We start from the raw sequence: 9,144 nt of genomic DNA, 5'->3' as shown, positions 1-9,144 counted from the left end.
CCGGAACCCGGATCTCGGTGCTGTTCACCCCGTGGGGCGAGGGTCTGGTCCGGTCCTGGTACCGGCGGGCGATCGTCCGGCTCAGCCGGCTGTCGCACGTGGACCGGGTCGCGATCCAGACCAACCTGGGCGGACGCCTGGGCTGGCTCGCCGACTGCGACCTCGACTCGGTGGCGCTGTGGACCACCTACCACCCCGGCGAGGTCGCCCACGAGCGGTTCCTGGCCAAGGCCCGCGAGCTCATCGATCTCGGGGTGCGGTTCAGCGTAGGCGTGGTGGGGCTGCCCGAGCACCTGGAAGCGGCCGAACGGATGCGCTCCGCCCTGCCCGACGAGTCGTACCTGTGGGTGAACGCGGCCGAGGGGCGTTCCTACACCGACGCGGAAGCCGCGACCTGGCAGCGGATCGACCCGCACTTCCACTACAGCCGACTGCCCCACCCCAGCCGTGACCTTCCCTGTCGCACCGGTGAGAGTGTGCTGTCCGTGGACGGGGACGGAAACGTGCGGCGCTGCCACTTCGTGGACCTCCCCCTGGGCAACCTCTACGACGGGTCCTTCCGCCAACGACTCGGCCCCTCGGGTTGCCCGCTGACCACCTGTGACTGCCACATCGGCTACGTCCACCTGGAGTCCCTGGACCTGTACGACGTGTTCCGGGGCGGGGTGATCGAGCGGATCCCGGCGATCCGTGGCTCCTGACACATCCGCGTGAGAAGTGCACGAACCCTTCGAAACCGTCACCGTGGACGGCCATAATTCGTCCCATGGTCCTTCCCCGTGTCATCGCCACCGACCTCGACGGCACCCTCCTGGGCCGATCGGGTGAGGTCTCCGAACGCAACCGCAGGGCTCTGAACGACGCCGTCGACGCCGGAATCCGGGTGGTCATCGTGACCGCCCGGCCACCCCGTAACACCACCGCCATCGCCGAACTGTTCGAATGCGCCGCCGTGGTCTGCGGCAACGGCGCCCACGCCCAGGTGCCCGGCCGTGACCCGCTGGTCAGGGCGATCGACCGCGACACCTCCGCGACCCTCGTGGACAAGCTCCGGGGCGCCCTGCCCGGGGTCGGGTTCGCGGTGGAGACCGGCGTCGACTTCTACCACGACGCCGACTACACGTTGGAGCCCTGGATGCCTCGGGACTGGGTGACCGGGGTGTTGGAGGACACCGACGCCCTGCTGGCCGCCGCGAACCCCGTCACCAAGCTCCTCGCCCGATCCACCTCCATGCCCGTGCACCTGATGCTCGACGCCGCGACCGAGTCCGTCGGCCCCCTGGCGGAGGTGACCTACTCCGGCTCGTCCGGGTTGGTCGAGGTGAGCGCGACCGGAGTGAACAAGGGCAGCACGCTGGCGCTGCTCTGCGAGGAGTGGGGTGTCTCCCGAGAGGAGGTCGTGGCCTTCGGCGACATGCCCAACGACCGGTCCTCCCTCACCTGGGCCGGGGCGGGCTACGCGATGCGGAGCGGCCACCCGGACCTGCTCGACCCGGAGCTGGGGCTGCTGGTGGCCCCTCCCAACCACGAGGACGGTGTGGGACGCGTGGTGGAGCGGCTGTTGCAAGGGTGAGTGATCACCGGCTGAACCGACGTGGCCCCGGCGGAAGTGTCCGCCGGGGCCACGTCGGTTCAGCCCAGCACCTTGAGACCGACGACGCCGGACACGATGGCGACGAGGCACAGCGCCTTGGGCACGCTGAAGCCCTCGCCGAGGAAGAAGGCTCCGATGAGCGCGGTACCGATCACGCCGACGGACACCCACACCGCGTACCCGGTGCCCAACGGGATGGTGCGCAGCGCGTAGGCCAGTCCGGCCATGCTCAGCACCAGGGTGACGACGAAGGTCACCGACGGCCAGAGGCGGGAGAAGCCCTGTGAGGCGTTGAGCGCCGCCGCCCACGCGGTCTCCAGCAGCCCGGAGATCACCAGTACGAACCAGGCCACGACCTGCTTACCTCCACGAACGCAGGGAACACATCCGCGCCGTCTTGTCATGACCGGGTACGGCGCACCTCGTCCGGGGTCCACAGGGTTCTCGAACGGTACAACGGCCGTGCGTACGGGGGGCTTCCGGGGGGGTGTGGAGGGGCCGATCACCACCGGGAGGCGCGGCCCACCGACCCTGGACGGGACCACCCGGCGACCGTTCGTCGTGGATGGGGACCGTTCACCGCACGGTGGGCGACCGCTCGACGCTTCGCACCCGCGTTCGGCGCGCGCTCGGGCGCGCCCCCTGCTCAATCGGTGGTGTCGCTCCTTACAGTACCGAGTAATTCAGGTCACACCCCTGGGATGTGCCCTGACCAGCGTCACCGTCCCGCCCATCCCCCCGGAGGTAGCACATGGCGAGTAAAGAACCACCGCAACCCACAACCGCCGCGGAGCAGGGTCCAGAACCCACCGAGGAAACGCTGTCGACTGAAGCGGTCATCGCCATGCACAGCGACCCGAGGTTCCTCCACCTCAAGAAGAGCCTCTTCTCCTTCATCTTTCCGATGAGCCTGGCCTTCATGGCCTGGTACCTGCTCTACGTCCTGATGACGGCGTTCGCACGCGACCTGATGAGCGTCCAGCTGTTCGGGAACGTCAACCTGGCGTTGCTCTTCGGCGTGCTCCAGTTCATCACGACCTTCAGCATCGCCATCATCTACTCGAACTACTCGCGCAAGCGTCTGGATCCGGCCGCCGCGGCCGTCCGCGAGGCCCTGGACAACCCCGCGGAGGAGAAGAAGTGAACCTCACCGGCATCCAGCAGTTCACACTCGAGACGGCCGCCGTCAGCGACAGCAGTCGCGCCATCACCATCGGCCTGTTCTCGGTCATCATCGCCGCGACCCTCTACATCACCGTCTGGGCGAGCCGGCGAACCCACAACGCCACCGACTTCCACTCCGGTGGACGCGGCTTCACCGCCACCCAGAACGGGTTCGCGATCGCGGGGGACTACATGTCCGCCGCCTCCTTCCTGGGCATCGCGGGCATGATCGCCCTGTTCGGCTACGACGGCTTCCTGTACTCCATCGGCTTCCTCGTGGCCTGGCTGGTGGCTCTGCTCCTGGTCGCCGAACTACTGCGCAACTCCGGCCGCTACACCATGGGCGACGTGCTTTCCTACCGGATGCAGCAGCGTCCGGTGCGCACCGCCGCGGCCGTCTCCACGATCACCGTTTCCATCTTCTACCTCCTGGCGCAGATGGTGGGCGCGGGCGCGCTCATCTCCCTGCTCATGGGCATCCAGCCCGGTGAGACCTACCTGGGCATGTCCGGGGAGACCGCCAAGATCGTCGGCATCGTGCTGGTCGGCATGCTGATGACCATCTACGTCTCCTTCGGTGGCATGAAGGGCACCACCTGGGTCCAGATCATCAAGGCCATCATGCTCATGACCGGTACCGGTCTGCTGGTGGTACTCACCCTGTCGATCTACAACTTCAACATCGGTTCCCTGATGACCGACGCGGCCTCGGCCAGCGGACAGGGAGCGGCCTTCCTCGAACCCGGCCTGCGTTACGGCGTCGAGGTGTCCGGTGACGCGGCCCAGTCCATGTGGAACAAGCTGGACCTGATCAGCCTCGGCATGGCCCTGGTCCTGGGTACCGCCGGTCTGCCGCACATCCTCATCCGCTTCTACACGGTGCCCGACTCGATGACGGCCCGTAAGTCCGTGAACTGGGCCATCGGCCTCATCGGCACCTTCTACCTGTTCACCCTGGTGCTGGGCTTCGGCGCGGCCGCCATCGTGGGTCACCAGGCGATCACCGACCAGGACGCGGCGGGCAACGCGGCCGCACCCCAGCTGGCACAGGCCGTCGGCGCCCACTTCGGTGGGGAGACCACGGGAGCGATCCTGCTCGCGCTGATCGCCTCCGTCGCCTTCGCGACGATCCTGTCGACGGTGGCGGGGCTGGTCATCGCCTCGTCCTCCTCCCTGGCCCACGACTTCTACAACTCCGTGATCCGCAAGGGGAAGGCCACCGACAACGAACAGGTCCGTGTCGCGCGGATCGCCGCCGCCGGCATCGGTCTGGTCGCCGTCGTCCTGGCGGTCTTCGCGCAGAACCTCAACGTGGCCTTCCTCGTGGCCCTGGCCTTCGCCATCGCCGCCTCGGCCAACCTGCCGACGATCCTGCTCAGCCTGTTCTGGAAGCGGTTCAACACCCGTGGCGCCATCTGCGGTGTCTACGGTGGTCTGATCAGCGCGGTGGGCCTGGTGCTCTTCTCCCCGGTCGTCTCCGGATCCGAGACCGCCCTGATTCCGCACATGGACTTCGCCTGGTTCCCGATGCCCAACCCGGCGCTGTTCTCGGTGCCGTTGGGCCTGCTCTGCGCGGTCGTGGGCACGCTCACCTCCAAGGAGCAGGACTTCGAGAAGTTCGCCCAGCTCCAGGTGCGCGCCCTGTCCGGTGCGGGCGCCGAAAAGGCCTCGAACCACTAGGCCTCTCCCCCGGTCCCCGTTCAGCCGCTTACGGGGGCCGCGCACGGAACGTGGCCATCTCCCGACCGCGCGCCGTGTGTCCCGGCCCGCCACCCCTCCTCCCGGGGGTGGCGGGCCCTTCCACGTGAATTCGAAGAAGGCGATCCGATCGACGTGACCGTTGACACACTTCGCGGGGATAAGATCAGGGCGTGTCGTATCGGTGGCTGTCGTGGCTTTCCCCCTCCCGGCGCCCCTCCTCTTCGGATCGTCGGGCGAGCATCGAGTTGATGCGCCAGGTCCACGCCCTGGGGATCGATCTCCAGGACGGGTTGCACGGCCGCAGCGTGGGCGCGGCCGCCAGACGGCTGCGCCGGATCCTCGCCGTGGAGGGTGTCCTGCTGGCCGACCTGGACGGACCGGTCACCGCGAACGGGACCCGCCCCGGCCCCGAGGAGATCGAAGGTGTCCTGTCCCAGGTCTTCGAGTACGGCGGCAGTGCCCGCACCCGCTTGGCGGACGGTACCTCCGTCTGCGCGGTGCCGCTGCACGTGGCCGACGAACTCGCCGGCGCGCTGGTGGCCATCGGCCAACCGGTGGAGTCGGACGTCGAGGCGGCCGCGGCGCTGGTCTCGGACAGCCTGGACCACGCGGCGCTGCGCCGGGCCCGGGCCCGGATCGCCGCCGCCGACCTGCGCACCCTGCGCGCCCAGATCTCCCCGCACTTCATGCACAACTCCCTCGCCGTGATCGCGGCGTTGGTGCGCACCGACCCCGACCGGTCCCGCCAACTGCTTTCGGACTTCGCCGACTACCTGCGATACGGGTTCTCCGACAAGGGCGACTACGCCACGGTCTCCGACGAGCTGGAGGCCACGCAGACCTACCTCGAACTGCAACGCGCCCGTTTCCACGACCGGTTGGACATCACCGTGCGGATGGCGCCCGAGGTGCTGCCGATCGCCATCCCGTTCCTGGTGGTGCAGCCGATCGTGGAGAACGCGATCCGGCACGGGCTGGAACGCAAGGAGGGGCGTGGTCACATCAGCGTGTCCGGTTTCGGTGAGGGTCCGCTCTGCGTCATCGAGATCGAGGACGACGGTGTGGGCATGCACCCGGAACTGGCACGCGCTCTCCTTGCGGGCACCGGGCCCGAGGCCCGTAGCGTTGGTCTGGCCAACGTGGACCAGCGGCTGCGAGCGGTCTACGGACCGGAGTACGGTCTGGTGATCGAGACCGCGCTGGGGGAGGGAACGAAGGTGACCGTGCGCGTACCGAGGTTCGCACCCGGGGTGGTGGTGTGATGAACCCCGAACTCCGTGTGCTGGTGGTGGAGGACGAGGCCTCCACCCGCCAGGAGATGGCCTCGCTCCTGGGCGACATGCCCGAGGTGTCGGAGGTCCTGGTGGCCTCGAACGGGGCCTCGGCGGTGCGACTGTTGGGCACGACCAGCATCGACGCCGCCTTTCTCGACATCCTCATGCCCGGGCTGGACGGCATGGACGTGGCCCGGGTGCTGAGCGTGATGTCGGAGCCGCCGTCGATCGTGTTCGTGACCGCGTCCGAGGCGCACGCCGTGGAGGCGTTCGGGATCGGCGCGGTCGACTACCTGCTCAAACCGATCCGCCCCGAGCGCTTGGCCGAGGCCGTGGGCCGGATCGCGCAACTGCGCTACTCCAACACCACCGCCTCCCCCGCGGAGGACCTGCACGTGGTGCAGATCGACACCGGCCGGCGCACCGTGTTCGTCAAACGCGACGACGTGCAGTTCGTGGAGGCCCAGGGCGACTACGTACGACTGCACACCACCGAGGGCACCCACCTGATCCGGTTGTCGCTGTCGTACCTGGAGGAGGTGTGGGCCTCGGCCGGGTTCGTCCGGGTGCACCGCGGCTTCCTCATCGCCATCCCATGGGTCCGGGACCTTCGGGTGACCTCCTCCTCCGGTCTGGTGGCCGGAACCCCGGCCGGGGACGTACCCGTGAGCCGCCGTCACGGGCGCCACCTGCGGGCCCAGCTTCTGGAGGCGGCCAAGCACGACCAGCTCGGCCGTTCGGCGGCCGGGCGCCCGGGGACGGCCAAGGAGCAGTAGTTGAGCCCACGTCGTGAGAAGCTCACCAGCCCGCAGACGAGGATCGCGCTGGCCAGGGGGAACCGGCCGGTACAGCACCTGCAGCCGGTTCCCGAACCCGTGGACACCGAGGCCGCCCGAGCGCTTTTCCGCGCACAGCGACGCAACGCCGTGCGCACCGTGACCCTGCTGGGGTCGGTGCTGTTCGGTCTGAGCGGTGCCTTCGCCCTGTTCCCGACGCTCGGGGACATCCGTGTGGCGGGGGTCCCGGTCTCCTGGCTGTTGCTGACGGTGGCGAGCTACCCGTCGTTGTTCGGTCTGGCGCTGTGGCACGTGTGGTCGGCCGAACGCCTGGAGGACCGGGCCGAGGCCGTCGCTCGGGAGGGGGCCGGCGGCCGGTCGACCCGTAGCGACGAACCGACCCCTCGCGATGACGGGACCTCATGATCGCCGCCGTCCTGGCCATCGGCCTGGTGCTCGTCGCGAGCCTGATCATCGGGATCTACGGGGTGCGGGCCGCGCGGTCCACCTCCGACTTCCTGGTGGCCTCACGGCGCATATCGCCGAACTGGAACGCCCTGGCGATCGCCGGCGAGTACCTGTCCGCCGCCTCCGTGCTCGGCCTGGCCGGGCTACTGCTCAAGAACGGGCTGGGCACCATGTGGTACGCGGCGGGGTTCACCGCCGGGTACGTGGCCGTGGTGGCTCTGGTGGCCGGACCGATGAGGCGTTCGGGCGCCTTCACCGTGCCGGACTTCGCCGAGTACCGACTGGGCGCGCCCCGTCTGCGGAAGCTGTGCGGCTGCGTGGTGCTGGTCATCATGCTGCTTTACCTGGTCCCCCAGTTCAAGGGGGCCGGCGTGGTACTGAGCCTGGTCAGCGGGACCCCCTACTGGGTCGGGGTGCTGCTGGCCGGGCTGGTGGTGAGCGGGTCCATCGCGGCGGGCGGCATGCGTTCGGCCACCTACGTGCAGGCCTTCCACTACATCGTCAAGTTGACCTTCCTGGCGGTTCCGGCGATCTACCTGGTGGTGCACGCCGGCGCCGACACCCGGTCCGAGGCGCTGCACCCCGAATGGGGTACGCACTTCCCCCAGAGCACGCCGGTGGAGTTCACCGTCGGCACCGATTTCACGTTGGACGAAGCGGTCACCGTGGTCACCGCCGACGGCGAGGAGTTGGAGTTGGCGGCGGGAGAGCACTCCGTGGAGCAGGGCACGGAGTACGTGTTCCCGGAGGGCGCCGGCATCCCGCACCCCGAGGGTCTGCCGGAGCTCGGTGGTGAGAGGTGGAGCACTCCCCTGCTGGACATGGGCGGCTACCCGCTGTTCGAGACCTGGTCGACGCTGCTCGCCATCACCCTGGGCTGTATGGGCCTGCCGCACGTGATCATGCGCTTCCACACCAGTCCGACCGCGCGGATCGCCCGTCGGGTGGCCGTGGGCGTGATCGCGCTGCTGGGGCTGTTCTACCTGTTCCCCACCGTGTACGGACTGTTGGGCCGCGTGCTCACGCCGCAGCTGGTGATGTTGCAGGGCACCGACACCGTGACGGTGGTGCTGCCGGCCCAGGCGGTCCCGGGTTCGGTGGGGACCATCCTGACGGCGATGGTCGCCGCGGGCGCCTTCGGCGCCTTCCTGTCCACTTCCTCCGGGCTGTTGCTGGCCCTGGCCGGTGGGCTGTCGCACGACCTCTTCCACGGCAGTGTGCCCCGCCTGCGGTTGGCCGTCGTGGTCGGCGCCTGCGTGTCCGTCCTGTTGGCGCTGCCCGCGCAGATGATCGACATCAACGCGCTGGTGGTGTGGGCGTTCACCGTCGCCGCGTCCACCTTCTGCCCCCTGCTGGTGTTGGGGATCTGGTGGCGCCGGCTGACCCTGCCGGGCGCCGCCGCCGGTCTGATCGTGGGCGGGTCGACCGCCACCGGAGCGGTGGGCTGGTCGATCCTGCTGCCCACCATCCCGGGCTGGGGGACCGTGTTGTTGGCCCAGCCGGCGGCCTGGACGATCCCCTTGGCCTTCCTGACGATGATGGTCGTCTCGCGTTTCACCCGACCACCGGAATGGGCCGAACACGCGGTCCTGCGTCTGCACTCCCCCTGACCACGCCCCGTTCACGGGACGCAACGGGACCTCACGGAGTACGATCACCGTGTGTCCATGATCAGCAACGAGGAGTAGCGTGCTTCACCTGCCGCGTGCTCTTGCCTTCCTCTTGGCCTCCGGAGTCGTGCTGTGCTCCTGCGCGGCCGCCAAGGCCGACGAGTCGGGGTACGCCCGGCCCCCCGACACGAGTGTCTCGGCCGGGCCCCAGGACGTCCGCGTGGACACTCCCGACACCTACGTGGAGTCCACTCCGGAGCGGGTGGTCGTGTGCGCGGGCGAGGTGAGGGTCGTGATCGGTCCGGGCGGCTGCCCGGTGTCACCACCGGCCCTTGTCCCCGAGCCCGCGCCCGAACCGGGTCGCGTCGCCCCCGAGGCGCCCGCCCCCGAAGGCCCGATCTCCCCGGCACCGGCCACAGCCGAACCGGCCGTACCGAAGCCACCCGAACCCGAGCGTCCCGGACCAGGGACGCCCCCGGCGCCGGAGCCCGCCGAGCCCGCGGGTCCCGCCACACCGGTGGAGGCGACCCGAGTGGTCGAGACCGCCCACCGGGAAC

At 69.3% G+C, this 9,144-nt stretch carries 9 protein-coding genes, 1 pseudogene and 1 riboswitch; of the genes and pseudogenes, 9 read left to right on the top strand and 1 reads right to left on the bottom strand.

Features of this window, described 5'->3' with window-relative positions:
• Both K8V84_RS11710 and K8V84_RS11705 read left to right on the top strand, forming a co-directional pair.
• The coding region (locus tag K8V84_RS11710) for an STM4011 family radical SAM protein (RefSeq protein WP_304074098.1) at positions 1-701 on the top strand (701 nt) is incomplete at its 5' end.
• Between the two features lie 65 nt (positions 702-766).
• The gene (locus K8V84_RS11705) at positions 767-1,573 is read left to right on the top strand and encodes an HAD family hydrolase (RefSeq protein WP_304074097.1); all 807 of its coding nucleotides are present in this window, start codon (positions 767-769) and stop codon (positions 1,571-1,573) included.
• A 59-nt stretch (positions 1,574-1,632) separates the two neighbouring features.
• Here K8V84_RS11705 and K8V84_RS11700 read toward each other — a convergent pair whose 3' ends face one another.
• Positions 1,633-1,947, bottom strand: a complete 315-nt coding sequence (locus K8V84_RS11700) for a multidrug efflux SMR transporter (RefSeq protein WP_304074095.1) — start codon at positions 1,945-1,947, stop codon at positions 1,633-1,635.
• 33 nt (positions 1,948-1,980) lie between these two features.
• Positions 1,981-2,049, bottom strand: a riboswitch (guanidine-III (ykkC-III) riboswitch).
• 296 nt (positions 2,050-2,345) lie between these two features.
• Here K8V84_RS11700 and K8V84_RS11695 point away from each other — a divergent pair.
• The 7 genes and pseudogenes from K8V84_RS11695 to K8V84_RS11665 all read left to right on the top strand — a co-directional run.
• A complete protein-coding gene (locus K8V84_RS11695) occupies positions 2,346-2,738 on the top strand; it encodes a DUF485 domain-containing protein (protein ID WP_304074093.1) in 393 nt (130 codons plus the stop codon).
• Positions 2,735-4,438 carry a cation acetate symporter gene (locus tag K8V84_RS11690; protein WP_304074091.1) on the top strand — a complete coding sequence of 568 codons (1,704 nt, stop codon included), beginning with the start codon at positions 2,735-2,737 and terminating at the stop codon, positions 4,436-4,438. The genes K8V84_RS11695 and K8V84_RS11690 overlap by 4 nt, the downstream gene beginning before the upstream one ends.
• A gap of 269 nt (positions 4,439-4,707) precedes the next feature.
• A complete protein-coding gene (locus tag K8V84_RS11685) occupies positions 4,708-5,721 on the top strand; it encodes a sensor histidine kinase (protein ID WP_304074089.1) in 1,014 nt (337 codons plus the stop codon).
• Positions 5,721-6,509 (top strand): LytTR family DNA-binding domain-containing protein, encoded by a 789-nt coding sequence (locus K8V84_RS11680; protein WP_304074087.1) that lies wholly within the window; start codon positions 5,721-5,723, stop codon positions 6,507-6,509. The genes K8V84_RS11685 and K8V84_RS11680 overlap by 1 nt, the downstream gene beginning before the upstream one ends.
• A complete protein-coding gene (locus K8V84_RS11675) occupies positions 6,510-6,935 on the top strand; it encodes a hypothetical protein (protein WP_304074085.1) in 426 nt (141 codons plus the stop codon).
• Positions 6,932-8,587, top strand: a complete 1,656-nt coding sequence (locus K8V84_RS11670) for a cation acetate symporter (RefSeq protein ID WP_304074083.1) — start codon at positions 6,932-6,934, stop codon at positions 8,585-8,587. Before K8V84_RS11675 ends, K8V84_RS11670 begins: the two co-directional genes overlap by 4 nt.
• 79 nt (positions 8,588-8,666) lie before the next feature.
• Positions 8,667-9,144: pseudogene (locus tag K8V84_RS11665) on the top strand (hypothetical protein); the annotation flags it as partial.

It is taken from the genome of Nocardiopsis listeri, from assembly GCF_020741345.1.
GTDB lineage: Bacteria > Actinomycetota > Actinomycetes > Streptosporangiales > Streptosporangiaceae > Nocardiopsis > Nocardiopsis listeri_A.
This window is presented reverse-complemented; position numbering and strand designations above follow the sequence as displayed.